We start from the raw sequence: 426 nt of genomic DNA, 5'->3' as shown, positions 1-426 counted from the left end.
GGAATATTGCGCAATGGGCGAAAGCCTGACGCAGCAACGCCGCGTGGGGGATGAAGGTTCTCGGATTGTAAACCCCTTTCGACCGGAACGAATCCCCTCCTGGTAAATAATCAGGAGGATCGACGGTACCGGGAGAAGAAGCCACGGCTAACTCTGTGCCAGCAGCCGCGGTAAGACAGAGGTGGCGAGCGTTGTTCGGAATTACTGGGCTTAAAGGGCGAGTAGGCGGTGGAGCAAGTCTGAGGTGGAATCCTAAGGCTTAACCTTAGAACTGCCTTAGAAACTGTTTTACTTGAGTCAGTGAGGGGAGGGCGGAATTCCTGGTGTAGCGGTGAAATGCGTAGATATCAGGAGGAAGGCCTGTGGCGAAAGCGGCCCTCTGGCACTGTACTGACGCTGAGGCGCGAAAGCGTGGGGAGCAAACAG

1 rRNA gene is annotated in these 426 nt (G+C 55.6%); it reads left to right on the top strand.

The features are described from left to right. Positions 1-426, top strand: a 16S ribosomal RNA gene (locus J1W56_RS25840); the annotation flags it as partial.

The organism is Phyllobacterium calauticae (assembly GCF_019991125.1).
Lineage (GTDB): Bacteria > Pseudomonadota > Alphaproteobacteria > Rhizobiales > Rhizobiaceae > Phyllobacterium > Phyllobacterium calauticae.
This window is presented reverse-complemented; position numbering and strand designations above follow the sequence as displayed.